The organism is uncultured Novosphingobium sp. (assembly GCF_964277725.1).
GTDB lineage: Bacteria > Pseudomonadota > Alphaproteobacteria > Sphingomonadales > Sphingomonadaceae > Novosphingobium > Novosphingobium fluoreni.
In genome coordinates this window covers 24137-48236 of record NZ_CAXYKL010000202.1, presented here as the reverse complement: position 1 = coordinate 48236, position 24100 = coordinate 24137, and the positions used below count along the sequence as shown (strand labels likewise).

Below are 24100 nucleotides of genomic sequence, written 5' to 3'. Positions count from 1 at the left end.
GCGATGCGGCTTCTGCCCGGTCGAGAGCCAGCGACAAAGCGGGGCGCCCGGTATCGGCCACTTGCAGCTTTTCGGCTGTGTCGGCGAGTTCACGCTCCAGCCGAGTGAGCGCCTGCGCGGCATCGTGTGTCAGCCGATCCGCATCGCGACTGTCCTGCTCCAGCCGGGAGCGTTGTCTGTCTAAATCGTTCAGGCGCTGCTGCGCCGCTTCCAGCTTGCCCACCAGCGTGGTCATGCGATGGCCGTGCGCGTTGGCATCGTCGCGCCGGTCCGCCAGGTCATCACGCGCTTTGGCAAGTGCGGTGGCTGCAACGGCTTGCAACGCCTGGGCGTCTCGCGCGGCCTGCTGCGTGGCGGTGACTCGCGCTTCCGCCGCCTCCGCGTCCTTGCGGGCGGCTTCGGCGGCGGCCGCGGCGTCACGCCAGCGGGCAAAGACCAGGCGCGCTTCGGCCACCCTGATCTGGTCGGAGATCGCGCGATACCGCTCGGCCGCGCGAGCCTGACGCCGCAAGCTGGCGACCTGCTTGTCGAGCCCTGCCATCAGATCGTCCAGCCGGGCGAGGTTCGTCTCGGTGGCGCGCAGCCTGGTTTCCGCATCCTTGCGGCGCACGTGCAGGCCGGCGATCCCGGCGGCCTCTTCCAGCATCGCCCGGCGTTCGGTCGGCTTGGCGTTGATGACGGCGGCGATGCGCCCCTGGCTGACGAGCGCGGGCGAATGCGCGCCGGTGGCGGCATCGGCGAAGATCAGCGCGACGTCCTTGGCCCGCACGTCCCGCCCGTTGACGCGGTAGGCGCTGCCCGCGCCACGCTCGATCCGGCGCACGACTTCAAGGTCTTCGCCCGCGGCGGTTCCGGCCGAGAGCACCACTTCGGCAAAGGCGCGAGGCGGACGGCTTGCGGTGCCGGCGAAGATCACGTCTTCCATGCCGCCGCCGCGCAAGGACTTGGCCGAACTTTCGCCCATGACCCAGCGGATGGCTTCCAGAAGGTTGGACTTGCCGCAGCCATTAGGGCCGACGACACCGGTCAGCCCCAGTTCGATGCGCAGTTCCGCCGGCTCGACGAAGCTCTTGAACCCGCTGAGCTTCAGCCGTCGGAAGTGCATCGCCGTCTCAGCTATCCCGGCGCATCAGCGCGCGCCTGCGGCCTTGAGCTTGCCTTCCAGCGTTGCCCAGTCCGCCGTGCCCACCGACGCGTCGTTGATGAAGAAGGTGGGCGTGCCGCTGACGTTGTACTTGGTGGAAGCGGTTTCGGTCTGTTTGGCGAGCAAATCGGCCTTGGCGGTATCAGCCAGGCACGCAGCGCCCTGATCACGCGAGATGCCGCGCGCGGCGAAGAAGTCGGTCATGCCCGCCAGCTGGGCGATGGCCTGCAGGCGCTGGTTGGCCGGGAGCGCCGCCGCCTGCTGCAACTTGGCGTCGCCAGCGGCTTGCAGGTTGTTGAACATATTGGGCTGCCAGGCCCAGAACTGCTCGCTCAGTGGGATCACCGCCTCGGTCGTGCCGCACGTCGCCAGAAGGGAGGCGGGGACGTCGAACGCATTCAGCATGAAGTAGCGCAGTTCATAGCTGACCCGGCCGCTGGCGATGTAGTCACCCTGTAGTTTCTCGTTGCTCTCCTTCGCGAACTCCGCGCAGTGCGAGCAGGAGAGCGCGCCGTATTCCACCAGCTTGATCGGCGCATCCGGGTTGCCCATGCGATAGCCGCCTTCGTCGGTCTTGCTGACGATGTCGGTCCAGGCTTTGCCCGCAGGCGGAGCCACATTGGCCACCGGTTCGCCACTGGGGCCGGTGCCTTCGGCTTTCTTGTCGCCACAGGCAGACAGCGCGAGCGCGAATGGCAACGCCGCGGCGGACAGGGCAAGAGTGCGAATCCGGAAAGGCATGCAGGCGGTCCTTCTCACAAGAGGCTCTGCGCTAGCGCAGAGCGCGGCGGGAGCAAAGCGCGACGAGTGGCACAGACGCGGGCTCTCCACAGTTCGCGGTTGATGGGGGCGGTTAAAGCTTGGCGTCGATCAGCGGGGCGAGCGATGCCCAGTCATGCGCGTCTTGAAGCTCGCCGTTGATGGCGAAGGAGGGCGTGCCTTGTACCCCGGCGGCAGAGGCGGCTTCGGTTTGGCTGGTCACGCGCTTCATCACCGCGCCATCGGCCAGGCAGACGTCCACTTGCGGGCGGGACCGGCCGAAGCGGGCCATGATCGCGTAGAAATCGAGGTCTGATGCGATGGCGCGCAACCGCGTGGGCACCTCGCCATTGGACCAACGCGATGTCTGCGCGGAGGTGAAGGTCTCCAGCTTGCCCAGCCACTGGTCCTGCGCGCCCATGAAGGCGTTGTGGCGCGGAAAAAAGCCCTTGGGATCGCCGCAGTTGGTCAGCATCGCGATCGTCAGGTCCACCGGATTGCGCACCACTTGCTGCACCGTCACCGAAACCTTGCCCTGCGGAACGTAAGTCAGGCGCAGGCGCGGATCGGCTTCCTTGTGGAAGTGCCCGCAGTGGGGGCAGGTATAGCTGACGTATTCGGTCAGCTTCACTTTTGCCGCCGGATTGCCCAGCGTGTAGGCCCCTTGCGCGGCGGTGCCGACGGTGGCGTTCCAGTTGGGGTGCGGGGGCGAGGCCGCGATGCCAAGCGTGGCTGCGGCGAAAAGAGCGGTGAGGCGGATGCTGCGGTGGATCACGTCTTGTCCTCGTTCCTGTCCTTGGCCGCGCCCATGCTGCGGGCGAGGGATTCCAGCACGGCCCGCAATTCCGGGTCGCCGATATCGCGCAGCGATTCGCCCAGCTCCATCGGGATAGGCTTGAGCGAGGGCGGCGTGGTCTTGGGGGTAGTAGTGGCGGGTGGCTTTACCTCACCTTGCCGGATCTTGGCGCGGGCGACGGCATTGTATCCAAAAAAGCGGTTCACGCGCTCTATGATCTCGGGGATGACGTGCTGGATCAGCGGGGCATGGGCGGGGACCACCACCAGTTGCAGGATGCCGTCATGTTTTTCGCCCGGTGGGAAGCGGATCGATTCCGGCGTGCAGATGCGGGCATGCTTCGCCCCGACGATTTCCGGCCAGCGGGTGACGACGCTGGACTGGACGAAGCCGAAGCGCCGAAACGCGGTGCGGCCCACTTCGGGCATCAGATCGCTGATTGCACGCGCCTGCCCGCCTCGCGGACGTTCGTAGGGCTTGAGCTTGGGGGCGACGCCGCCCGCCTTCTTGGCGCGAGCGGGCGTATCGGGCCCCGCTTTGCCGGTCTTGCGATCTGTCACACGTTCGGGCCGTTCCATTGCGTCGCCGCCAATGCCATAGCGGAGAGATGGACGCCAGATCGCATGATGTCGCAGCCGACTTGCTCGCCTGGTACGATACTCACGCGCGGAAGCTGCCGTGGCGGTCACCGCCCGGTGGCCGTGCGCCCGATCCCTATCGCGTCTGGCTGTCCGAGGTGATGCTGCAGCAGACCACGGTGGCGGCGGTGAAGGCCTATTTCGCTGAATTTACCCGCCGCTGGCCCACGGTGCACGATCTGGCGAATGCGCCTGAGGGCGAGGCGATGGCCGCATGGGCGGGGCTGGGATACTATGCGCGGGCGCGCAACCTGCTGGCCTGCGCGCAACAGGTGTCGGCGCGGGGCGGTGCATTTCCGGAAACCGAGGACGGCCTGCGCGCGCTGCCGGGGCTGGGGGCCTACACTGCCGCCGCCGTGGCCGCGATCGCCTTTGGGCAAAGGGCGGTGGTGGTGGATGCCAACGTGGAGCGCGTGGTTTCGCGCCTGTTCGCGATCGAGGAGCCGCTGCCAGGCTCGCGGCCATCGATCCGCCGCCACGCCGATACGATCACGCCGGATGAGCGGGCCGGAGACTTCGCGCAGGCGATGATGGATCTGGGGGCAACGATCTGCACGACACGCAACCCGCGCTGCCTGCTATGCCCGCTGTCCACCGTCTGCGTTGCGCGCCGCACGGGTGAGCCGGAGCGCTTTCCGGTGAAAGCCGCGAAGAAGGCGCGCCCACAGCGGCAGGGCCGCGCCTTCTGGATCGAGCAAGAGGGCGCGGTCTGGCTGGTGCGCCGCCCCGGCAAGGGAATGCTGGGCGGGATGCGCGCGCTGCCCGACGATGGTTGGAGCTCGCGACAGGATGGCAGCGGCAAGGCTCCGCTAGAAGGCGCATGGGAGCCCGCCGGCGTCGTCAGCCATGGCTTCACCCACTTCGGGCTCGATCTGCACGTGGCCACTTATCGCGGGAACGAAACGGTAAGTCCGGGCGCTGATGGCGGCGAATGGTGGCCAGTGGACGCCTTGGCCGATGCCGGGTTGCCGACGTTGTTCGCCAAGGCCGTGCGGCTCGCGCTGGCCACAACCGGAGTCGATGCCTGACCATGCCGTCCCCCTTGTTCGAAGCCGTCATCCATCGCCGTGCGCTGTTGCAGTTGGGCGCGGCGGCGGGGCTGGGCGCCTTGCTCCCCAGCCTGGCGCAAGCGGCCACCCGTCCGGACCTGATGGCGAATGTGCGAGCGCTGATCACCCGCTGGGTGGGTCCGGGCAAGTTCCCTGGTCTGGTGGCCTCTTTGGGTCGGCCGGGGCAGGCGACAGAGTTCGTCGCGCTTGGCAGTCAGGGCTTCACCGATCCCGATCCGATGACGCCCGATACGCTGTTTCGCATCTATTCGATGACCAAGCCGATCACCGGCATGGCGGCGATGGGCTTGATTGCGCAAGGGAAGATCGGGCTGGACCAGCCGGTATATGAAATCCTGCCGCAGTTCCGGAACATGATGGTCCAGAACACGTATGACGGCTCCGTTACCGCGCTGCACCCCGCGCCGCGCCCGATCACCATGCGTCATCTGCTGACGCATACCTCGGGGCTTGGCTATGCGATCGTGCAACAGGGGCCGATCGTGAAAATGATGCAGGAAAGGGGCCTGATTCCGGGCCAGGTCACGCGGCTGCCGATCAACGGTTTCACCCGCGCCCGCTCGATCCAGGGGCTGAAGGCCTTTGCCGATGCGTTGGCGCAAGTGCCGCTGGTCAATGATCCCGGCACCCGCTGGAGCTATTCGATGGGGCTGGACCTGATGGGCCACGTGATTGAAGTGGTGACCGGCAAGGCGTTCGACCAATACCTGCAGCAGACGATCTTTGGCCCCGCCGGAATGAAGGACACCGTGTTTCAGGTGCCCCGTGCCGATGCAGGGCGGCTGGCGACCAACTATGGCGTGATCCAGGGCATCTTCGTCGCCATCGATGAGGGTAACAAGTCGCTGTTTCTGGAAAAGCCCGCCGCGCCGTTCGGTGGTGCGGGTCTGGTCAGCACGCCGCGCGATTATGACCGCTTCCTGCGGATGCTGGCGCAGTTCGGCCAGATCGACGGCAGGCGTATCCTGCCTGAAAAGGCCGTTCGGCTGGGCGCGTCGAACTTGCTGCCCAAAGGTGTCACTGGCCCGGCGATCATGGGGCCGGTCGGCGGTTTTGCCGCGGGTGGACGCGTTGGCCTTGGCGCGGAGGCCGGGATCTACGGCTGGGCGGGTGCGGCCGGGACAGTGGGCATGGTCGACATGGTGCGCGGCTTGCGCTCGCAGATTTTCGCGCAGTTCATGCCTGCGGATGCGACTAACCTCTTGCCCGAATTCCAGTCCGCGCTGAAAGCCGATGTCATGGCCCTGTTGGAGAAGCGCTGAGCATGCCTATCGCCTTTGCCGGATCGCGGATCGATCGCGCCGACCACATCCGCTCCGACCCCGCCGCGATCGAGGCCTTGCATGCGGAAGGCCGCCTGCTGCGCATGGAGGGTCTCGATCCGGTGATGACCGAGGAGGGCGACCTTGCCTGGGCATCGGTGGCCGACGTACCTGTCGAGGCGGAGCTGATCTTCCTGGGTATCGATCCAGATCGCGATGGGCGGGGCTGCTTTGTGCAAGTGCCTGCCGGATCGCCGGACGGGATGCTGTTCGCTGGGCCGCGCAGCTGGCAGGCGATGTCCGTACTGCCGCCGGAGGAACTGGCGCTTTATGGCGCGGCACGGGCGCTGGTGAACTGGCATTCGCGCCACCGCTTTTGCGCGGTGAGCGGTCATCCCACTCGGCTGGACAAGGGCGGCTGGCAACGCACGTGCACCGATCCCGCCTGCAAGGCCGAACATTTTCCCCGCACCGACCCGGTGACGATCATGCTGGTCGAGCATCAGGGGCAAGTGCTGCTGGGCCGCCAGCCCCGCTTCCCGGCGGGCCGTTATTCCACGCTGGCCGGTTTCGTGGAGCCGGGCGAGACGATCGAGGAAGCCGTCGCGCGCGAGGTGTTTGAAGAGGCGGGCGTGCGGGTGCGCGATGTGACGTATGTGGCCAGCCAACCCTGGCCGTTCCCGTCCTCGCTGATGATCGGCTGCCACGCCTATGCTGACGACGGCGCGATCACGATCGACAGGACCGAGTTGGACGATGCCCGGTGGTTCACGCGCGATGACGTGGCCGAGGCTATCGACGCCGCCAATGAGGGGGGCATGGGCAAGGCCTTTGGCGCCCCGCCCACTACGGCGATTGCCAACGTGCTGATGCGGTGGTGGCTGGATCGGGGCTGACCTGCCACAACCCAGTCAGCGCTTGATTCGACACGAACGGGAGGTGCGGAACCCGTTCAGACCAGCCCCAGCCGTACCAGCTCGCCAATCAGGCGGGGCGGCAGCACGTCGCTTGCATCTTCATCGTCGCCCAGATCGGGGGGCGCGTCCTGTCCATCCAGGTATCGCCAGCCTTGATGTGCGCGGCGGGGGCGGGTGTGGATCGGGATCAACCGCGGCTCAAGCCGGATATGCCAGCGCCCATCCTCGCGCTGGATGAAGCCCAGCAGCGGGGAGCGCCCGATCAGCGTATGCTCGAAAATCCAGTAGAGCGATCCGCCCGTCATCTCCTCATGCCGTTTGGGCAGGTAGCGGGTGGTCAGCAGAGCCTCGCCCCCATTTGCCGTCTGGTGGCTTTCCAGCCACGCCTTGAGGCTGGCGGGGCTCTCGGCGCTGTAGGCGATCTTGGTCATGTGAAGCGGCATCGCAGCTTCAGATAGGTACGCCGATCCGCTCAGGCGAGGCCCATAAGTACGGCCAGGCCCAGGAAGCTGAAGAAGCCCATCGTGTCCGTCGCCGTCGTCACGAATACGGCGGAGGAGACGGCCGGATCGATGTCGAATCGATCGAGGGTTACCGGGACGAGAATGCCGACCAGGCCCGCGACCAGATTGTTGATCAGCATGGCCATCGCGATCACCAGCCCCAGCATCGGCATGCCAAAGATGATCGCCGTGCCCGTGCCGATCAGCGTGCCCAGCGCCAGGCCGTTGGTGAGGGCGATGCGGAATTCGCGCAGGATCATACGCCGGGTGTTCGAACTGGTCAGCTGGTTCGTCGCCAGTGCACGCACCGCAACCGCCAGCGTCTGCGTGCCGGCATTGCCGCCCATTCCCGAGACGATCGGCATCAGCACCGCCAGAAGCGCCAGCCGGGCGATCGCGCCTTGAAACAACCCCACGACGGAGGCCGCGATCATCGCCGTGCCCAGGTTGATCACCAGCCACATCAGCCGGGTGCGCACCGTCAGCAGGATCGGCTCGTTGATGTCGCCATCGCCTGCGCCGGACAGCAGCAGGGCGTCCTCGCCGGCTTCTTCCTGGATGATGTGGACGATATCGTCGACCGTGATCTGGCCGACCAATCGCCCGGCCTCGTCCACCACGGCGGCGGAGATCAGCGCATATTTCTGAAAGCGCAGCGCGACCTCTTCCTGATCCATCATCACCGGGATCAGCGTCTGTTCGCGCTTCATCACGTCTGACAGCGGGATTGAGCGCGGGGTGCGCAGGATCCACGATAGCGCGCACGTACCGACCGGCTTGTGCATCGCGTCGACGATGAAGACTTCCCAGAAGTCCGTCGGCAGGTGGCGCTGCTCGCGCAGGAAATCGATGAGATCGCCCACCGACATCGATTCGGGCACCGCGACGAAATCGCGGCTCATCAAACGGCCGGCGGACTCGTCCGGGTAAGCGAGTGCGGCCTCGATCGCGGCGCGGTCTTCGGGGTCCAGCTCGGCCAGGACCGCCTGCTGGTCCTCACGATCGAGATCCTCGATCATGGCGACGGCGTCGTCCGTGTCGAGCTGCTCGGCAATATCGGCAACGACGTCGGCCGGGAGGCCTTCAATCAGGGCTTCGCGCACCCAGTCGTTGAGTTCGGCGATGACCTCCACGCCCATCAGGTCGCGGATAGCGCGCGCCAGATCGAGGCGCTGGTCTTCGTCGAACAGCTCGAACAAGTCGGCGATGTCGGCCGGGTGCAGCGGTTCGACCAAGTCGTAGACCCGCTCGAAGTCTTCCTCGTCCAACGCTTCGCGAACGGCGCGCAGGAACTCGGGCTTCAGCCGGTTGTCCTCGTCATGGTGCTCGTTCTCCTGGGACGTCTCCTCAGCGATGACGCTGTGGACCTGTTCGTCCTCAAGATGCTCGGCTGCCATAGGGCGGGGTCTAAGCGGCTAGCCCCGAAAAGCAACCGGCGTTGGTGCGTTGCAGCGTGACCGTCAGGAAAAAAGGCAAGATCGGCTACGGCGTGACATTCTACCGCAAGCCCCTATATCCCGCGCGCAAATCCCTGAGGAGAGCCCCATGGCTGACGAATACCTGAACCTTGAACTCACCACCGGTGACGTGAAGATCAAGCTGCGCCCCGATCTCGCCCCCGGGCATGTCGAGCGGATCAAGGAACTGGCCGGCGAAGGCTTTTACGACGGCGTGAAGTTCCACCGCGTGATCGACGGCTTCATGGCGCAGGGCGGTTGCCCCAACGGCACCGGCATGGGCGGCTCCGACAAGCCCGACCTGAAAGCTGAATTCAATGCCGAGCCGCACGTTCGCGGCGTCTGCTCGATGGCCCGCACCAGCGCGCCGAACTCGGCCAACAGCCAGTTCTTCATCGTGTTCGACGATGCCACCTTCCTCGACAAGCAGTACACCGTCTGGGGCCAGGTCGTGGAAGGCATGGAGAATGTCGACGCGCTGCCAAAGGGTGAGCCCCCGCGTGAGCCGGGCAAGATCGTGAAGGCGACCGTCAGCGAAGGCTGAGCGATTTTGATACTCGGCTGAGTATTTGAAACATGTTTCCTACAGGTGACGCTCTGTGGCAGAGCGTCACCCATGGGGAATACATCTTACATCAAGGTTCGGCTGCTCGCCGTGGTGGCCTTTGCGCTTGGTCTGAGCGGCTGCGTGACGCGCGCCTTGCCCGACCTGACGCAATCGCATGGCCCATGCGTCGATCAGGATGGCGGCTGGTGCGGGTTCACGCGCGACACGGCCACCATTTCGTGGCCTTACGGGCAACTGGCGACCAATGCTTATTGCGATAGCAACGATATCTTCGAGCTGCCCGCCGGCTACACCGTGATCCGCCGTTTGCCCACACAGGACGTGTGCGATCTGGAACGGGCGGCATCACGTGGCGACAAGGCGGCCAAGGAAAAGCTGAAGCCGATCCATAAGGCCGAAAGCAAGTTGAAGACCCATGGCTTCAATTACGCCATTTACGACAAGCGCAACGCCGCCGGTGCGCTCGAACGGCGCGTGATCGCGTTTCGCGGCACCGACAGCAAGCAGTTGGCCGACTGGTTCTATGGTAACCTCGGCAGCACCCAGCGCGACCAAGGGCTGGCGCTTTACCGCGAAGAGCGGGCGAAGCTGGACGCCGAAGGTGGCAAGAACGTGCCGATCGCGGTAACCGGGCATTCTCTGGGCGGCGCGATCGCGATCCAGGTCTCGTTGGAGAACCCGGGCGTGGATGCCTATGTATTCAACACGTCTCCGCGCTACACGCTGATCCAGCCCAACGCCAACCGTCGCGTCGCGATTTCAGAGCGGGGTGACATTCTGGAAGTGCTGCGCAATCGCTCGATGCCGGTGCGCCAGGACATGCTGGTCATCAATTGCCGCCCCACCAAGGGCGGGGTGAAAGCCCACGCGATTCGCGATCTGGCCGCCTGCGTCACTTGGATCGCAGGCAAGGGCGACGCCGGGGCGAAGGCCTCTATCGCCACGAACAAGCTTATCCAGCCAGAGGGTGAGGTCGCCAACTTGCGCTGGGGCCTGCCACCCGATCCTGATGCCGATGCCCAGGTCAAGGCCCAGGCGGCGAAGCTGGATGCGCGAGAAAAAGCGGCCAAGGAAGCCGGGCCGATCCGGCGGGAGCGCCGCAATAAATCGGCGCTGCAGCCCGCTCCCGTGCCGGAGCCGACGGCGACGCCGCAGGCGAAGTAAGGCGGGCGGTTCCCCCGCTACGTCACCAATTCCCCCGCCCGTCATCCCGGACTTGATCCGGGATCCCGCTTATCCTCTATCGCGACCAGCATGGCAGAAGAAGCGGGCCCCCGGATCCAATCCTGGGCGACGAAAGCTTGGTTTCCCAGCTGAGGGGCGACCGCTACTTCGCTGTCGCCGCCTTCACCGCGTCCACGCCCAGTTGATCGAACAGGAACATCGTCACGTCCGTCTGCTGCGCGATCACCTCGTTCAGCGACGAACCCTGGCCATGGCCCGAGCTTTCCGAGGTGCGCAGCAGGATCGGCGCCTTGGATGAAGTTGCCGCTTGCAGCGCTGCAGCGAACTTGCGCGAGTGGAAGGGGTTCACGCGCCCGTCGTTCGCGCCGGTCATCAGCAGGACCGCCGGGTAAGCCGTTCCCTTGGTAACGTGGTGCAGCGGGGAATAGGCATAGAGCGCCTTGAACTGCGCAGGGTCCTTCACCGTGCCGAATTCGGTGATGTTGAACGCGCCGTTGGGATCGAGTTCCACGCGCAGCATGTCGTAGATGCCCACCTGGCTCACCACTGCCTTGGCAAGGCCGGGGTGCTGCGTGATCTGCGCGCCCATCAGCAGGCCGCCGTTGGAGCCGCCCTGCAGCGCCAGCTTGTCATGGCTCGTGTAGCCCAGCTTGATCAGATCCTCGGCGGCGGCGGTGAAGTCGTCAAAGACGTTCTGCTTTTTGGTCAGCATGCCCTGCTCGTGCCAGGTCTCGCCATATTCGCCGCCGCCGCGAATGTTGGCCAGGGCATAGATCACGCCGCCGTCCAGCAGCATGCGGGTGCGCGCGGCGGAGAAGCCGGGCGTCATGTTCACGCCGTAACCGCCGTAGCCGTAAAGCAGCAGCGGGTTCTGGCCGTTCAGCTGTGTGCCCTTCTTCATCACCAGCGTGACCGGCACCTTGGTGCCATCCTTCGAAGTGGCGAAAATGCGCTTCACGTCGGTATCGGCGTAGGAGACCGACGTGGTCATCTTGATCGCGGTGGCGGCGGACTTGTTGCTCGCTGCGTTCCAGCGCAGATAGTGCGGCGGCTCTGTATAACCGTTGACGTCGTACAGAACGTCGCCGCCGGGCAGGGCGACGATGTTGCTGACCGAAGAGATCGGCGGCACGTCCAGTGCGCCCAGGTCCTTGCCGGAAAGATCGTAGATGCCCACCGAGTTCGGGCCACCAGCAATGCGCGTCACGAATAGGCGATTGCCTTCGCCAAGCACCAGCGGCGCATCGGATTGGCCGCCGTCGACGATCGCGGCATCGGTGCGCGGCGTGATGATCGTCTGCGCCTTGGCGAAGCCGCCGGTGTACGGCGCGGCCAGCTTCACCACCTTGCCCATCGGCGCGTCCTTGCGCGAAACACCGTAGACGGTGCCGTCCTTGGCGATCACCGCACCGCCGATCACACGGTCGGAATATTCGGCGATCTTGGTGGCCTTGCCATCGGGAGAGAGCACATAGTGCAGCCATTGGCCACCATCGCCCCACTGCACGGACGCGAGAGCCGCCTGGCCGCCTTGCGCATTGCTGAGGAAGATTTCAGCGGTGCGGGGAATGCCGTCCTTGTCGCTCAGCACCAGTTTGTCAGTGGCCGCGGCGGTGCCGAGCCGGTGGAGATAGGCGTTTTGGTTGAAGTGCCACTCGCTTTCCGGGCTGGTCTTGCGATCGGGGAAGCGGGTGTACCAGAAGCCCTGGCCGTCCGCCGTCCAAGCCAGTGATCCGCCGGCAGTGGGATACTGTACACGATCGATCGGCGCTTCGATCTCCTTGCCGGTCGCCGCGTCGTAGATGTGCAGCGTGCCATCTTCGCTGCCGTTCTGAGAGATGGATACGGCCACCTTGCTGCCGTCAGGCGAGGGCACGTACCAATCGATCGCGGTATGGCCGCTTGGGTCCATCGTGTTGGGATCGACCAGGGGCTTGCGCGTGGCGGGATCGGCGGCGCCGTTCAGGGTGACCAGCATCGTCTGCTGCAATGCCGGATCGGTGTAGGCGGCGAAAGTGCGGTTGCCCCGATGCTCCAGACCGGAGAACGCGGCTGAGCGGTCCTTGAACATCTGCGTCAGCTTTGCGGAAATGGCGGCGCGGCCGGGCAAATTATCCAGATAAGCGCGGGTGCGGGCGTTCTGCGCGTCGCTCCACGCCTTCACCTTGGGATCGGCGGCGTTTTCCAGCTCGCGATAGGGATCGGCAATCTGCTGGCCCTGGATGGTGTCGGTCGTCTGGCCGGTGGGGAAAACGGGGGGCGGGGGTGGCGCGGCGGCCGTAAGCAGAATGATCGCGGCGCTGCCGAACAGACTGGCCAAAAGCGGACGACGGGCCATGAAATACTCCCCTGTGGTTTTGAACACAGCGCACGATACGCTCGACCTGTCGAAATCGAAAGTGGCGTATCGGCGCGGCGGGCGCACTATAACCCGGCGTTCAGCAGCCACTCGTGGAAGATCTTTACCGGCCGTGCTTCCAGGTCTTTGTGACGGCAAATGAACCAGTACCGGTAGGGGCTTTCGACATTGATGTCGTACAGCACCGCCAGCCGTTCATCGCCCGCGCGGCGGAAGTGATCGTCGTGCATGATGGCGATGCCCAGGCCCTGCGCCGCCGCTTCCAGCACCAGCTGGCCGGAGTTGAACCGGTCGACCGAAGCGGGCTCCAGCTTCTTCATCCCCACCGCCACCTTCCACGCGTCGAAGCTGTCAGGCAGGTCGTTGTGGATCAGGAACGTCTGGCGGGAAAGCTTGGCGCGATCAGGCACGTCGCCCAGTTCCGCCGCGATCTCGCGCGAGACGATGGCGTAGATGCGGTTGTGGTCCAGCTGCACGGAATAGAGCGAGGGGTCGGGCAGCTTGGCCAGGATGATCGCGGCATCCAGCGAATCGCCGACTTGCCCTTCCAGATTGGGTGCGGTCTCGATGTCGATGTGCAGGCGCGGGTGCAACTTGCGCAGTTCGGGCAGGCGGGGGAACAGCCGCTGGCTGCCAAACAGCGATGGTACCCCCAGATGCAAGCGCAGCACCTGTCCCCTGTCGATCTGTGATTCCACCGCCTCGGCCAGTTCCTCCAGCTTGGGCGCGATGGCATTGTAGAACGCCTGGCCTTCGTCCGTCAGTTTCATCGCCTGATGCTGGCGCGTGAAAAGGCGCTTGCCGGTGAAATCCTCCAGCGCCGCCACCCGCCGCGACAGGGCGGACGGCGAGAGGGCAAGTTCGTTCGCGGCGGCCTTGGCGGAGCCCAGGCGAACCACGCGCACGAAAGCCTCAAGGGCGCGCAAGGGGGGAAGGCGGCGTACTACCAAGTCGTGTCTCTAGGCGTTTGTCGATGAAGCGGCGGCGCGGCGCAACTTATTCGGGCTCATTTTCAACAACGGCGACCGGCGGATGCAGCCGCAGCCGCGAGACGTGCCGCTCGTTCCCTTGCGTCACTTCCAGGCGCCAGCCACTGCTGTGTTCCAGGATCGTCCCGACTTGCGGCACTTCCCCGGCCAGCACGAAGGCGAGACCGCCCAGCGTATCGACAGATTCCTCCACTTCGGCCAGGCGGGGGTCGATCTTGTCGGCAACCTCGTCCAGTTCCAGTCTGGCATCGGCATCCCACATGCCATCGCCCAGCGATACCAACAGAATTTCGGGGGCGTCGTCGTGCTCGTCCTCGATCTCGCCCACGATCTCCTCGACCAGGTCCTCGATGGTGATGATCCCGTCGGTGCCGGAATATTCGTCGATCACCACGGCCAGATGGATGCGCTTGGCGCGCATGTCAGCCAGCACGTCCAGCGCGCCGCGCGCCTGGGGCACGAACAGCGGCTGGCGCAGCAACGTCGTCCAGTCCGCCGGTGGCTCGGTGCCACGCGCCAGAATGGGGAACACGTCTTTGATGTGGATCATGCCCAGGATCTGATCGAGTGATTCGCCATAGACCGGCATCCGGCTGTGGCCATGCTCAGCGAAGGATTCCACCACCGCGTCCCATGTCGCCGCAGCGGGGATGGCGATGATGTCGCTGCGTGGCACAGCCACGTCGTCGGCATCGTGTTCGCTGAAATGCAACAGGTTGCGCAGCATTTGCCGTTCCAGCGGCGTAAGGTCGCCGGTCTGGTCCTGGCTGCTCTCACCCTCATGCTCGTTGATGACGTCCTCGATCTGCGAGCGCAGCGATTGGTCGACGTCTGATACGAACATCTTGCGGATGACACGCCACAGCGTGCCGCTACTGTCCCCTTCTCCCGACGCAGTGTCGGTATGCCGGCCATTTTCGGCCATCGTGTGATTCAGCCCCTACTGTTCAAGTTCGCGGCCATATGGGTCTGCCAGGCCCAGGACCGCAAGAGCCTTTATCTCCAGCGCCTCCATTGCATCGGCATCCGCTTCGCTGATCTCGTGATCGTAGCCCGCCAGATGGAGCAGACCGTGGACGATCAGGTGGGCGGCGTGATGATCTACGGGCATGCCCTTTTCCGCCGCCTCGCGCGCGCAAGTCTCATGGGCGAGGGCGATGTCGCCCAGCATTTCGGGCGGGCCTTCGGGCGCGAGATCGAGCAGTTCGGAACGCTCCAGCATTGGAAAGGACAGCACGTTGGTCGGCTTGTCCTTGCCGCGCCATTCGGCGTTGAGGGCGTGGACATCCGCGTCCGAGGTGAACAGCAAGCTGGTGATCAGCCGTTCCTGCGTAAGTTCCGGCGCGACTTGCGCGGCGGCAAGCGCGGCGCGCTGGGCCAGCAATTCCCAGTCACCGGCGGAGGGCCAAGGATCTTCGACGTCAATTTCCAGCTGCATGGCCGCGCTTTAGCGCAAGCCCGGCACAGCACCTAGACCGGAACGACGAAAGCCGCTCGTTTCAATGGCAGCGCAACGGCAAGCTCAGGGCGTGACGCCGCAGGCCAGCGTGGCCTTTCCCAGCACCAGCGCAATCTCGGGGTCCTTCAGTTCACTCGCCACTCGCACCAAGTCGCTCGTGGTCAGGACGCCGGGCGTCGTGTCGTTGTTGCGATAGGCTTTTGCCGCGCGGGCGAGCTGTTGCAGCTGCCCCAGCGAGAGCCCGCTCTGCAGTTGGGTGCCAACACAATCGGAGCGCTGTTCGTCCAGCCCGTAGCGCCGCAGCGAGGTGGAAATGCGCGTGGCGGGCGCGGCGCAGGCGCTGAGGGCTAGGGCCCCGATGATCGTTGCGGCAAGAGCTTTCATGCTGTCCTCTTCCTGCCGCCTCCGCAAGAGGGCGGCACGGTCCTGAACAGAACGATGCGGCCCTCAACCCGTTGCTAGTAGGTTTGCGCGCGGGCGTGAGCATGATGCACCACGCCCGCGCGCGCAGCCCGTCAATTAGGCGTCCGGCCCTTCATAGGCATCCACGATTCGCCCAACGATAGGGTGGCGCACCACGTCCGCCGAAGTGAAGCGGGTCACATCGATACCCTCCACGCCTTCCAGCCGGCTCACGGCATCGGCCAGCCCGCTCATGCGGTCACCGCCCGGGATGTCGACCTGGCGAGGGTCGCCGCACACAACCATGCGGCTGTTCTGGCCGAAGCGGGTGAGGAACATCTTCATCTGCTCGCGCGTGGTGTTCTGCGCTTCGTCGAGGATGACGAAGGCATCGGCCAGCGTGCGACCGCGCATGAAGGCGATCGGCGCGATCTCGATCTCGCCCGAGGCCAGCCGCCGCTCGACCTGCTCCGGCGGCATGCAATCATACAGCGCATCGTACAGCGGGCGCAGGTAGGGGTCGACCTTGTCTTTCATGTCGCCGGGAAGGAACCCCAGCTTCTCGCCCGCTTCCACTGCAGGCCGGCTGAGGATCAGGCGCTGGACGGAACCGGTCATCAACTGGCTGACGGCCTGCGCCACCGCGACATAGGTCTTGCCGGTTCCCGCTGGACCCAGCGCGAAGATGATGTCGGCCTTGGTCAGCGAGCGCATGTAGTCGATCTGCATCGCCGAGCGCGGCACGATCGTTTTCTTGCGGGTGCGGATCATGATCGGGGGATTACCGGCGGCATCCCCGGTGATGATCCCCTCCAGGGTAGGTTCGGCAGACATGGTGATCAACGATTCGATTGCGCCGGAGTCGAGGGCGTGACCCTGCTCCAGCCGATGGTACATGCCATTTAGCGTCTCACGCGCGCGGGCTACGGCGTCTTCCGGTCCTTCGACCTGGATGCGGTTCCCGCGCGCGGCGATATAGACGCCGAGACGGTTCTCCACCTGGACCAAATTCGCATCGAACTGGCCGAACAAGGTGCCCAGCATCGCCGGCTCATCATATTCCAGCTCTATACGGGCACGGCGGGGATGCTCGGGCCGGAAATGCGTCGGCTCAGGACGCTGCGCGATCTTGCGGGCCATGCGCTCCTTTCATGTGAAAGCGCTTCGGGAGGTCTGGCTAATCTATGCCTCGTTTCGGCGGGCGCAAGCACCGGCATGCCGAGCTTTCCACAGACGCAGTCGCGACCGCGCCTCCAATGGCTGCAACCGAATACACGCTGCGACACTTCTGCATGTCACCTGAAGTTGTGGTTCCCGGGCCATTCAGCGGGAGAGGCGCAGATAATGCTTCGTTGCCCGCTCGCCGGGGCACCTGAATAGGAGTGAAGCAATGCGTAAGTTCATTATGACCGCGCTGGCTGCCAGCACCATGATCCCTGCCATCGCCGTCCCGGTCGCCGCGCAGGCGCAGAGCGCACGTGAAGTGCGCGACAGCCAGCGTGATCTGCGCCAGGATCAGCGTGAATTGCGCCAGGCACAGCGCTATGGTGATCGCCGCGATGTGCGGGACGCCCGCCGCGACGTGCGTGATTCGCGCCGTGAACTGCGAGAAGACTGGCGCGACTATCGCCGCAGCCATCGCGACGCCTATCGCCGCCCCGCTTATGTCGGCCCGCGCGGCTATGCCTATCGCCCAGTAAACGTCGGCTACCGCTTCCAGCCGGAATACTATGGCAACCGTTACTGGGTGAACAACTATAGCGCCTATCGCCTGCCCGCGCCGGCCCGCGGCGCACGCTGGGTTCGCTATGGCAATGACGTCGCCCTGGTGAACATGCGCACCGGACGGGTGATCCAGGTCTACAACCAGTTCTTCTGGTAAGACGCGAGGGGCTCGGCGAAGGCCGGGCCCCTTTCGTTTTCGTCGTCTAGTTTACTGTTCCCAATATCCACGCGCGCCCTCAGGCCGCTTCCAGCGCCACCGCCCGCGCCGAAAGAGAGTTGGGCCCTGCTTCCAGCAATTCCACATGCACAAGATCGCCGATCGCGGCATCGCCGATGAAGTGTACTGATTGCAGCCAGGGCGACTTGCCCAGCCACTGACCAGGCAGCTTGCCCCGACGCTCCACAAGAACCTCGCAGGATCGCCCGACGCTCGCGCGGTTGAAGGCCAACTGCGTGGTGTTCAGCGCCGCCTGCAGCCGTTGCAGCCGCTCGTCCATCACTTCGGGCACGATCTGGTCCGCCATCGTCGCCGCGGGAGTGCCGGGGCGGGGCGAATACTTGAAGCTGAAGCACTGCGAATAACCTACAGCCTCCACCAGCTGCAGCGTCTCCTCGAATTCGGCATCGGTCTCACCCGGAAAGCCGACGATGAAATCTCCCGACAGCGCGATATCGGGCCGCGCCGCGCGGACCTGCTCCAGAATGCGCAGATAGCTCTCGGCCGTGTGACTGCGGTTCATCGCCTTCAGCACCCGATCAGACCCTGACTGCACCGGCAAGTGCAGGAACGGCATCAACTTGGGCTCGGTCGCGTGGGCCTCGATCAGGCCGGGGGTCATGTCATTAGGATGGCTGGTCGTGTAGCGAATGCGGGCAAGATCCGGCATCGCGGCCAAGTCTCGGATCAGCCCGTCCAGCCCGACCGGGCGGCCCCTGGCATCCTCTCCGGTCCAGGCGTTGACGTTCTGACCCAGCAGCGTGATCTCGCGGGCGCCGCTCTCCACAAGGCGCAGCGCTTCAACCAGGAGGTCCGCGTATGGGCGTGAAACTTCCGCGCCGCGCGTATAGGGAACCACGCAATAGGTGCAGAACTTGTCGCAGCCTTCCTGCACGGTCAGGAACGCGCTCGGCCCCGAACGACGGCGAGCCGGAAGGCTGGCGAACTTGGTTTCGGCGGGCATGTCGGTATCGGTGGAAGACCGGCCGGCAGCGGCTTCGCGCACCATTTCGGGCAGGCGATGATAGGCCTGCGGGCCGACCACCATCTTTACCGAAGGCGCCCGCGCCATGATCTCGTCACCCTCGGCCTGCGCCACGCACCCGGCGACGGCGATTAGCGGCGTGGAGCCATCGTCACGCTTGAGGCGGCCGATGTCGGAATAGACCTTTTCCGCCGCCTTCTCACGGATATGGCAGGTGTTCAGCACCACAAGGTCGGCATCAGTGCCTTCCGGCGCCGCGGTCATGCCTTGATCGGCCAGCAATTCGGCCATCCGCTCGCCGTCATAGACGTTCATCTGGCAGCCGAAGCTCTTGACCTTGTAGGTCTTGGGGGCAGAAGTTTGGGGCATCGCGCGCCTCTACAGGAAACCGGGCCGCTTTTGAAGAAGGTTGGTTTGCGCTCGCAAACCCGCTAACCGCGCGCGGCATGAGCATTGCGAACCAGACCATCTACGCCGCCTTCACCGGGCACCTTCACGCCGCGCTCGATGCGCTGGAAGCGGCGGGCGTTCTGCCCGGCGGGTTGAAGCGAGGGGCGATCACGGTGGAGCCTCCCCGCGATCCCGCGCACGGCGATCTCGCTACCAATGCGGCGATGGTGCTGGCCAAACCGGCAGGCCTGAAGCCGCGCGATCTGGCGGACGCGCTGGTTGGCGAACTGACCAAGCTGCCGCAAGTCACCGGGGCGGGGATTGCCGGGCCGGGCTTCATCAACCTGCGCCTGTCACCCGCCGCCTGGCTCACCGAATTGCGCGCGATTGCCGATCTGGGCGCGGACTACGGCCGCTCGACGATGGGCGGCGGCAGCACCGTCAACGTCGAGTACGTGTCCGCCAATCCGACCGGGCCGATGCACATGGGCCATTGCCGCGGTGCGGTGGTGGGTGACGCGCTGTGTACGCTGCTGGAATTCGCCGGGCACAAGGTGATACGCGAATACTACGTCAACGATGCCGGTGCGCAGGTCGACGTGCTCGCCCGCTCTGTCCACTTGCGGTACCGCGAGGCGCTGGGCGAGACGGTGACGATCCCGGAAGGGCTCTATCCCGGCGACTATCTTGTGTCGATCGGCCAGGAACTCGCGAAGGAATACGGCGACAAATACGTCGCCGCGCCTGAGGGCGATTGGCTGTTGCTATTCCGGACGCGGGCCGTCGCCGCGATGCTGGTGATGATCAAGGATGACCTGGCGCTGCTGGGCATTCGCCATGACCTGTTCTCTTCTGAAGCGGAGTTGCAGGCGGCCGGCAAGCCCGAGGAGGCCGAGGCGTTCCTGCGGGCGCGTGGGTTGGTCTATGACGGTCAGCTGGAAGCGCCCAAGGGCAAGACGCTGGACGATTGGGAGCCGGTGGAGCTGCCGCTGTTCCGCTCTACCAAGTTTGGGGATGATCAGGATCGCCCGATCAAAAAGTCGGACGGCAGCTGGACCTACTTTGGCGCGGACCTGGCCTACCACTTCCAGAAGGCCCAGAGCGCCGACGCGCTGGTCGACATCTGGGGTGCGGACCATGCGGGCACGGTCAAGCGGATCAAGGCCGCCGTCGCCGCGCTCACCGGCGGGGATGGTGCCGGGGCGACTGGCGAGCCGACGCCGTTCGAAATCAAGCTGGTCCAGATGGTGCAGCTGCTGCGCAACGGCGAGCCGGTGAAGATGAGCAAGCGCTCGGGCAACTTCGTCACGCTGGCGGATGTCGTGCGCGAAGTGGGCAAGGACGTGGTGCGCTTCACCATGCTGACGCGCAAGCCCGAGGCGCAGATGGACTTTGACTTCGCCAAGGTGGTCGAAGCGTCGAAGGACAATCCGGTGTTCTACGTGCAGTACGCCCATGCCCGCGTCAGCTCGACGCTGCGCAAGGGCGCGGCGGAAGGCTTTGCCCCGTCAGGCGAGCATGTGGAGCTGCTGGGCGAGGAAGAGCTGGAGCTGATCAAACTTGCCGCGCAGTTCCCTCGCATCGTCGAGGCGGCGGCGGCGGCGCGCGAGGCGCATCGGATCGCCTTCTTCCTCCAGGATCTGGCGGCCGCGTTCCATGGTTACTGGAACGTGGGCAACGATCGCGTCGAAAAGAGGTTCGTCGTGGCACAAGATGGTAACCTTACCGGCGCTAGGCTTTTCCTTGCGGCCCAGATCGGGCAGCTGATACGTAATGGTCTCGCCCTGCTGGGTGTCGAGGCGGTAGAGGAAATGTGATGTATGGCGATGTCGTTTCCAGGGGGTGATCACGACAAGCTCGGGTTCGGCCGCGAGCCCGGCACCGGAGACGACGGTCCGGATTCCAGCCCTGAGGGTGAGCGCAAGTTCGACAATCGCTTCGAACAGCCGGGCGAGCTGGATCTGGGCGAGGAAGATGTGCGCCTGCCGTGGCTGGAAGGCGATGATGACGACGATGAGCAGGCCAGGGCCAACAACGGTCCGCTGATCGCGCTGATTTTGGTTGGCATCGTTGCGCTGGTGCTGATCGTGGGCGGGATCTGGTGGCTGCAGCGCGATCGCCCCGACGAAACGCTGGTTGCCGATGGCGAGACAATCGCCGCGCCCAAGACGCCTTACAAGACCCGGCCTGCCAACCCCGGTGGAGAAGTCGTCGCCGGTACGGGGGACACCAGCTTCGCCGTTGCCGAGGGTCAGACGCGCCAGGTCCGCATGGGCAACCAGGATGCACCGGCACCCGCGGCTGCTGCATCGGCTGCTCCCAGCTCTTCGGCCAGCGCGGCTGCTCCGGCACCTGCCGAACTCAGCGGCGTTGGTGTGCAGGTGGGCGCCTATTCGAACCGCGAATCGGCCGAGAAGGGCTGGACGCGCTTGTCCCAGCAGTACGAGGCGCTCGCGAGCGTGACGTATCGCATCGTCGAGGGCCGGGCGGATATCGGCACGGTCTATCGCCTACAGGCCGTACCGGGCGATGCGGCGGCGGCGAACCGCCTGTGCGGCACACTGAAGGCCGCGGGATTGAGCTGCCAGGTCAAGCGCTGAGGGCCGGGCGCCGAGCGTAAGTACCGATCTGTTTTCAAACCGTAGTTAGCCCTCGTATCGCCATTCCCGCCTTTTCGGGAATGGCAGGGTGTGAAGTGGCGACGGCACGCTCCTGCTTCTCGCAGCCGCGCAAACTCCGCCGGAGCAACTTGCACCCTTGGGGCATTTCTGCGAACCCGCAGCGATGGTCCCTGCAATATTCGGCTTGTCCGGCCTCACCCTAACAGCCGACGAGCGCGCTTTCTTTCGTGACGCCGATCCGGCGGGCTACATCCTGTTCGGCCGCAATATCGACAGCCGGGCGCAGGTCCGCAAGCTGACGGATGAGCTGCGCGCAATCCACGGTCGCGAGCGGCTGTTCATCTGCATCGATCAAGAAGGCGGACGGGTCGCCCGGATGAAGCCGCCGGTTTGGGCCTCTTATCCAAGCGGCGAGGCGTTCGATCGGCTGTATGAGATCGCTCCCTCCAGCGCGATCGAGGCGGCGCGGTGCAATGCCCACGCGCTGGGCCTTGATCTGGCGGAGGCGGGCATCACCGTGGACTGCTATCCTTCGCTCGATGTCCGTCAGCCCGGCGCGCATGACGTGATCGGCGATCGCGCATTCGGAGCGGACGCGATGCGCGTCGCCGCGCTGGGTCGTGCGGCACTGGACGGTCTGGCGCGGGCGGGCGTGGTCGGTTGCATCAAGCACATGCCCGGACACGGCCGCGCGATGGCGGATAGCCATAAGGAACTGCCCACCGTCACCGCCACCGACGCCGAACTGGAGCAGGACCTTGGCGCGTTCCGGCGCCTCGCCCATACGCCGATCGGGATGACCGCTCATGTGCGTTACACCGCCTGGGACGCCCAGAACGCGGCCACGCTGTCCCCTTTCGTGGTGGAGGAGATCATCCGCCGCCGCATCGGCTTTACCGGGCTACTGCTGACCGACGATCTCGACATGCAGGCATTGGACGGCTCCGTGCCGGAACGCGCCGCACGGGCGCTGGCGGCGGGCTGCGATATCGCGCTCAATTGCTGGGCGAAGATGGACGATATGGTGGGCATCGCCAAGGCGTGTCCGCAGATGCCTGATATCACCGCCCAGCGGCTGGAACGTGCGTTGAGCCTGCCCAATGATCCGGCGCCAGCCAGCTGGACCGATCTGGCAGCCAAGCGCGACACGCTTCTGGCGTTGACCGCATGACCGAGGGAGCGAGCGCGGCGGCGGAGGACCGGGCGCTCTACCTGGAGATCGACGGCTGGGAGGGTCCGCTTGACCTGCTGCTGGACCTGGCACGCCGGCAGAAGGTAGACCTGCTGCGTATCTCCATCCTCGAACTGGTGGACCAGTACCTGGGCTTCATCGCCCAGGCGGAGGCGTTACGGCTGGAACTGGCGGCGGACTATCTCGTGATGGCCGCCTGGCTGGCCTACCTCAAGTCCGCGTTGCTGCTTCCGCGGGACGAGCAGGAGGATCCGAGCCCGGAGGAACTGGCATTGCGGCTGCAATTGCGGCTCCAGCGGCTGAGCGCCATGCGCGAAGGTGCCGCCCGGCTGATGGCGCGCGACCGGCTGGGCCGCGATGTCTTCCGCCGGGGTGCGCCCGAAGGCTTGCGGGTCGATCGCCTCAGCCGCTGGCGGTGCGAATGGTTCGACCTGGTACGCGCCTATGGAGACATTAAAGTGCGCCGCCAGCCGGTGGTTCACATGGTGCGGGAGCGCATGGTGATGACGCTGGACAGCGCCATTGCGCGGGTCTCATCGCTGCTGGGCATCTCGCTGGACTGGATGGAACTGCGCGAATTTCTGCCGCCTGCAAGCCAGGGCGAATGGTCCAATCCACGCCTGCGACGCTCGGCGCTCGCCTCTAGCTTCGTCGCCGCGCTTGAACTGGCGCGTACCGGCAAGGCGGAACTGGCGCAGGAGGAGACGTTTGGACCCCTGCGGCTCAAGGCGGCCACGCGATGAGCGCGATGGCCGAAGCTCCGGACGACCTGGTCCGCGCCGTCGAAGCGACGCTGTTCGCGGCGGAAGCACCGATGACGGCGGAAGCGATCTCCGCACACCTGAACGGGATCGCGGTGGCAGCCGCGCTCGACGAGTTGCAGACACACTATGCCTCGCGCGGTATCCACTTGGTCGAACGAGGTGGCCGCTGGCATTTCGAAACCGCATCGGACCTTGCCCATCTGCTGCGCCGGGAGCGTGAAGAAGTTCGCCGCCTCAGCCGTGCCGCGACCGAAGTGCTGGCGATCGTTGCCTATCACGAGCCGGTCAGCCGCGCCGAGATCGAGGCGATTCGCGGGGTCCAGACCGCCAAGGGCACGCTCGACGTGTTGATGGAGGCGGGCTGGGTGCGCGTGGCGGGCAGACGCGAGGTGCCGGGCCGCCCGGTAATCTACGCAACCACCCCCGATTTTCTGGCGCATTTCGGCCTCGCGTCTTTGCGCGAACTTCCCGGCGTGGATGAAATGCGCGCAGCGGGCCTGCTCGACCCGGTGGACGATGACATGATACAGATGGTCATCACCGGCGAAAGCGGGCGCGGGGCTGATGGCGATCCTGACTGAGCGACCAATCGCCCAATAGTCACGCGGTCGACATAAAGCGGCGGCATTGGCGCATCGTGAGACACGCGCTGGGGTAGCGGATCAGCGACATGGCCGTTGTCAGCGGACCATCGCGGG

General features: G+C 65.3%; 24 protein-coding genes. 11 read left to right on the top strand and 13 right to left on the bottom strand.

Annotated elements, in window-relative coordinates; genetic code table 11:
• The 4 genes from ACHWRX_RS11655 to ACHWRX_RS11640 all read right to left on the bottom strand — a co-directional run.
• On the bottom strand, positions 1–1105 hold a 1105-nt coding region (locus ACHWRX_RS11655), incomplete at its 3' end, for an AAA family ATPase (protein ID WP_394659337.1).
• Positions 1106–1129: 24 nt separating this feature from the next.
• A complete protein-coding gene (locus tag ACHWRX_RS11650; protein WP_394659336.1) occupies positions 1130–1885 on the bottom strand; it encodes a thioredoxin domain-containing protein in 756 nt (251 codons plus the stop codon).
• Positions 1886–1997: 112 nt separating this feature from the next.
• A complete protein-coding gene (locus tag ACHWRX_RS11645; protein ID WP_394659335.1) occupies positions 1998–2678 on the bottom strand; it encodes a DsbA family protein in 681 nt (226 codons plus the stop codon).
• The gene (locus ACHWRX_RS11640; RefSeq protein WP_394659334.1) at positions 2675–3277 is read right to left on the bottom strand and encodes a DUF721 domain-containing protein; all 603 of its coding nucleotides are present in this window, start codon (positions 3275–3277) and stop codon (positions 2675–2677) included. Before ACHWRX_RS11640 ends, ACHWRX_RS11645 begins: the two co-directional genes overlap by 4 nt.
• A gap of 29 nt (positions 3278–3306) precedes the next feature.
• On the opposite strand from ACHWRX_RS11640, the gene mutY reads away from it, so the two are divergent.
• Genes mutY through nudC form a run of 3 tightly spaced genes read left to right on the top strand, consistent with a single transcriptional unit; the run spans position 3307 to position 6565 of the window.
• Positions 3307–4365, top strand: a complete 1059-nt coding sequence (gene mutY, locus ACHWRX_RS11635; protein WP_394659333.1) for an A/G-specific adenine glycosylase — start codon at positions 3307–3309, stop codon at positions 4363–4365.
• 2 nt (positions 4366–4367) lie between these two features.
• Positions 4368–5669 (top strand): serine hydrolase domain-containing protein, encoded by a 1302-nt coding sequence (locus tag ACHWRX_RS11630; protein ID WP_394659332.1) that lies wholly within the window; start codon positions 4368–4370, stop codon positions 5667–5669.
• A gap of 2 nt (positions 5670–5671) precedes the next feature.
• Entirely contained in the window at positions 5672–6565 is an 894-nt protein-coding gene (gene nudC, locus ACHWRX_RS11625) for an NAD(+) diphosphatase (RefSeq protein ID WP_058737487.1), read from the top strand.
• 56 nt (positions 6566–6621) lie between these two features.
• Here nudC and ACHWRX_RS11620 read toward each other — a convergent pair whose 3' ends face one another.
• Together ACHWRX_RS11620 and mgtE are read right to left on the bottom strand one after the other, a co-directional pair.
• Complete coding sequence (locus ACHWRX_RS11620) at positions 6622–7029, bottom strand: DUF1489 family protein (protein ID WP_183617915.1); 408 nt, start codon at positions 7027–7029, stop codon at positions 6622–6624.
• A 29-nt stretch (positions 7030–7058) separates the two neighbouring features.
• On the bottom strand, positions 7059–8486 hold the full coding sequence (gene mgtE, locus ACHWRX_RS11615; protein WP_082668084.1) for a magnesium transporter: 1428 nt from the start codon (positions 8484–8486) through the stop codon (positions 7059–7061).
• A gap of 148 nt (positions 8487–8634) precedes the next feature.
• On the opposite strand from mgtE, the gene ACHWRX_RS11610 reads away from it, so the two are divergent.
• Complete coding sequence (locus tag ACHWRX_RS11610; protein ID WP_058737489.1) at positions 8635–9090, top strand: peptidylprolyl isomerase; 456 nt, start codon at positions 8635–8637, stop codon at positions 9088–9090.
• A 72-nt stretch (positions 9091–9162) separates the two neighbouring features.
• The gene (locus ACHWRX_RS11605; protein WP_394659331.1) at positions 9163–10278 is read left to right on the top strand and encodes a hypothetical protein; all 1116 of its coding nucleotides are present in this window, start codon (positions 9163–9165) and stop codon (positions 10276–10278) included.
• Positions 10279–10441: 163 nt separating this feature from the next.
• Here the strand turns inward: ACHWRX_RS11605 and ACHWRX_RS11600 are convergent, their stop codons facing one another.
• The 6 genes from ACHWRX_RS11600 to ACHWRX_RS11575 form a co-directional block, all read right to left on the bottom strand.
• Positions 10442–12637 carry a prolyl oligopeptidase family protein gene (locus ACHWRX_RS11600; protein ID WP_394659330.1) on the bottom strand — a complete coding sequence of 732 codons (2196 nt, stop codon included), beginning with the start codon at positions 12635–12637 and terminating at the stop codon, positions 10442–10444.
• A gap of 86 nt (positions 12638–12723) precedes the next feature.
• Positions 12724–13608, bottom strand: a complete 885-nt coding sequence (locus ACHWRX_RS11595; RefSeq protein WP_082667966.1) for a LysR substrate-binding domain-containing protein — start codon at positions 13606–13608, stop codon at positions 12724–12726.
• A 46-nt stretch (positions 13609–13654) separates the two neighbouring features.
• Positions 13655–14572 (bottom strand): hemolysin family protein, encoded by a 918-nt coding sequence (locus ACHWRX_RS11590; protein ID WP_394659329.1) that lies wholly within the window; start codon positions 14570–14572, stop codon positions 13655–13657.
• 15 nt (positions 14573–14587) lie between these two features.
• A complete protein-coding gene (gene ybeY, locus ACHWRX_RS11585) occupies positions 14588–15085 on the bottom strand; it encodes an rRNA maturation RNase YbeY (protein WP_394659328.1) in 498 nt (165 codons plus the stop codon).
• Between the two features lie 84 nt (positions 15086–15169).
• Positions 15170–15490 (bottom strand): hypothetical protein, encoded by a 321-nt coding sequence (locus ACHWRX_RS11580; protein WP_394659327.1) that lies wholly within the window; start codon positions 15488–15490, stop codon positions 15170–15172.
• 135 nt (positions 15491–15625) lie between these two features.
• Positions 15626–16648 (bottom strand): PhoH family protein, encoded by a 1023-nt coding sequence (locus tag ACHWRX_RS11575; RefSeq protein ID WP_183617930.1) that lies wholly within the window; start codon positions 16646–16648, stop codon positions 15626–15628.
• 250 nt (positions 16649–16898) lie between these two features.
• On the opposite strand from ACHWRX_RS11575, the gene ACHWRX_RS11570 reads away from it, so the two are divergent.
• On the top strand, positions 16899–17390 hold the full coding sequence (locus ACHWRX_RS11570) for an RcnB family protein (protein ID WP_058736545.1): 492 nt from the start codon (positions 16899–16901) through the stop codon (positions 17388–17390).
• Positions 17391–17469: 79 nt separating this feature from the next.
• On the opposite strand, the gene miaB is transcribed toward ACHWRX_RS11570, so the two are convergent.
• Positions 17470–18804 (bottom strand): tRNA (N6-isopentenyl adenosine(37)-C2)-methylthiotransferase MiaB, encoded by a 1335-nt coding sequence (gene miaB / locus ACHWRX_RS11565; RefSeq protein ID WP_394659326.1) that lies wholly within the window; start codon positions 18802–18804, stop codon positions 17470–17472.
• Between the two features lie 77 nt (positions 18805–18881).
• Between miaB and argS the strand changes: the two genes are divergently transcribed.
• The 5 genes from argS (at position 18882) to scpB (ending at position 23983) form a co-directional block, all read left to right on the top strand.
• Complete coding sequence (argS, locus tag ACHWRX_RS11560) at positions 18882–20642, top strand: arginine--tRNA ligase (protein WP_394659325.1); 1761 nt, start codon at positions 18882–18884, stop codon at positions 20640–20642.
• Between the two features lie 3 nt (positions 20643–20645).
• On the top strand, positions 20646–21425 hold the full coding sequence (locus tag ACHWRX_RS11555; protein ID WP_394659324.1) for an SPOR domain-containing protein: 780 nt from the start codon (positions 20646–20648) through the stop codon (positions 21423–21425).
• A 184-nt stretch (positions 21426–21609) separates the two neighbouring features.
• On the top strand, positions 21610–22617 hold the full coding sequence (nagZ, locus tag ACHWRX_RS11550; protein WP_394659323.1) for a beta-N-acetylhexosaminidase: 1008 nt from the start codon (positions 21610–21612) through the stop codon (positions 22615–22617).
• Positions 22614–23381: a ScpA family protein gene (locus ACHWRX_RS11545; RefSeq protein ID WP_183617935.1), complete on the top strand. Its 768-nt coding sequence runs from the start codon at positions 22614–22616 to the stop codon at positions 23379–23381. The genes nagZ and ACHWRX_RS11545 overlap by 4 nt, the downstream gene beginning before the upstream one ends.
• Positions 23382–23386: 5 nt before the next feature.
• Entirely contained in the window at positions 23387–23983 is a 597-nt protein-coding gene (gene scpB / locus ACHWRX_RS11540; protein ID WP_394659339.1) for an SMC-Scp complex subunit ScpB, read from the top strand.
• Positions 23984–24100: the final 117 nt, after the last annotated feature.

Coding starts and splice junctions, on each gene's coding strand:
- ACHWRX_RS11650 (WP_394659336.1), bottom strand. CDS start 1,885: ATGCCTTTCCGGATTCGCACTCTTGCCCTGTCCGCCGCGGCGTTGCCA.
- ACHWRX_RS11640 (WP_394659334.1), bottom strand. CDS start 3,277: ATGGAACGGCCCGAACGTGTGACAGATCGCAAGACCGGCAAAGCGGGG.
- mutY (WP_394659333.1), top strand. CDS start 3,307: ATGGACGCCAGATCGCATGATGTCGCAGCCGACTTGCTCGCCTGGTAC.
- ACHWRX_RS11630 (WP_394659332.1), top strand. CDS start 4,368: ATGCCGTCCCCCTTGTTCGAAGCCGTCATCCATCGCCGTGCGCTGTTG.
- nudC (WP_058737487.1), top strand. CDS start 5,672: ATGCCTATCGCCTTTGCCGGATCGCGGATCGATCGCGCCGACCACATC.
- ACHWRX_RS11620 (WP_183617915.1), bottom strand. CDS start 7,029: ATGCCGCTTCACATGACCAAGATCGCCTACAGCGCCGAGAGCCCCGCC.
- mgtE (WP_082668084.1), bottom strand. CDS start 8,486: ATGGCAGCCGAGCATCTTGAGGACGAACAGGTCCACAGCGTCATCGCT.
- ACHWRX_RS11610 (WP_058737489.1), top strand. CDS start 8,635: ATGGCTGACGAATACCTGAACCTTGAACTCACCACCGGTGACGTGAAG.
- ACHWRX_RS11605 (WP_394659331.1), top strand. CDS start 9,163: ATGGGGAATACATCTTACATCAAGGTTCGGCTGCTCGCCGTGGTGGCC.
- ACHWRX_RS11600 (WP_394659330.1), bottom strand. CDS start 12,637: ATGGCCCGTCGTCCGCTTTTGGCCAGTCTGTTCGGCAGCGCCGCGATC.
- ACHWRX_RS11590 (WP_394659329.1), bottom strand. CDS start 14,572: ATGGCCGAAAATGGCCGGCATACCGACACTGCGTCGGGAGAAGGGGAC.
- ybeY (WP_394659328.1), bottom strand. CDS start 15,085: ATGCAGCTGGAAATTGACGTCGAAGATCCTTGGCCCTCCGCCGGTGAC.
- ACHWRX_RS11580 (WP_394659327.1), bottom strand. CDS start 15,490: ATGAAAGCTCTTGCCGCAACGATCATCGGGGCCCTAGCCCTCAGCGCC.
- ACHWRX_RS11575 (WP_183617930.1), bottom strand. CDS start 16,648: ATGGCCCGCAAGATCGCGCAGCGTCCTGAGCCGACGCATTTCCGGCCC.
- ACHWRX_RS11570 (WP_058736545.1), top strand. CDS start 16,899: ATGCGTAAGTTCATTATGACCGCGCTGGCTGCCAGCACCATGATCCCT.
- miaB (WP_394659326.1), bottom strand. CDS start 18,804: ATGCCCCAAACTTCTGCCCCCAAGACCTACAAGGTCAAGAGCTTCGGC.
- argS (WP_394659325.1), top strand. CDS start 18,882: ATGAGCATTGCGAACCAGACCATCTACGCCGCCTTCACCGGGCACCTT.
- ACHWRX_RS11555 (WP_394659324.1), top strand. CDS start 20,646: ATGGCGATGTCGTTTCCAGGGGGTGATCACGACAAGCTCGGGTTCGGC.
- nagZ (WP_394659323.1), top strand. CDS start 21,610: ATGGTCCCTGCAATATTCGGCTTGTCCGGCCTCACCCTAACAGCCGAC.
- ACHWRX_RS11545 (WP_183617935.1), top strand. CDS start 22,614: ATGACCGAGGGAGCGAGCGCGGCGGCGGAGGACCGGGCGCTCTACCTG.
- scpB (WP_394659339.1), top strand. CDS start 23,387: ATGGCCGAAGCTCCGGACGACCTGGTCCGCGCCGTCGAAGCGACGCTG.